The sequence below is a fragment of the Neisseria sp. P0021.S007 genome, from assembly GCF_051956855.1.
This window is the reverse complement of the sequence record NZ_JBQCXA010000868.1, coordinates 1-576: the sequence shown is the minus strand read 5'-3', so window position 1 is coordinate 576 and position 576 is coordinate 1. Positions and strand designations below refer to the sequence as shown.

Sequence of the window (576 nt, the reverse complement as noted above, 5' to 3'; positions counted from 1 at the left end):
GAACTGTTTGCATTGCGCCGCCAGCTTGTCCACCTGCCTATGCCCTGCCAGCGCGAACACGCGGAATTTTTCGGGATGGCGGGAAATAACGTCCAAAGTGCTTTCGCCTATGCTGCCGGTACTGCCTAATATGGTCAGAACTTGTTGTGTCATGGTGTGTTCTTTGTGTGCTGTGCAAACGGTATTCATTGTGTTTGAAATAGATTTCTTTGCCGTTTCCAATTTTCAGACGGCCTTTTGCCTACCGGTTAAACAGGCCGTCTGAAAGAATTACTCAATGCCGTATTCGATGGTAACAACCAGTCGGACTTGTTTGCCGACGGTGCTTTTATCGTAAGAACCGCCGTATTCGTCGTCCTCACTGCTGCCGGTGTCGGCATAGATGTTGAACGAGCCTTGCGAAGCAGAACGCATGGCGCCCACTTTGCCGCCGCCGGTTTTGGCAAACTCGGCCGCTCGTTTCTGCGCATCCTCAGTCGCCTGCGTGATCAAATCGCGTTTGATGGTTTCCAAATTGCCCAGCAAATATTGCGGATTGTCGAAGCGGATGAATTCGTTTTGCGCACGGAAATTCAA

General features: G+C 50.9%; 1 protein-coding gene and 1 pseudogene. Both read right to left on the bottom strand.

All coding sequences use genetic code 11. The features are described 5' to 3' along the window. Positions 1-153, bottom strand: a pseudogene (locus tag ACTHUR_RS16425) (1-deoxy-D-xylulose-5-phosphate reductoisomerase); the annotation flags it as partial. Between the two features lie 117 nt (positions 154-270). Next, a partial coding sequence (locus tag ACTHUR_RS16420; protein ID WP_440399744.1) for an SIMPL domain-containing protein occupies positions 271-576 on the bottom strand: 306 nt, incomplete at its 5' end.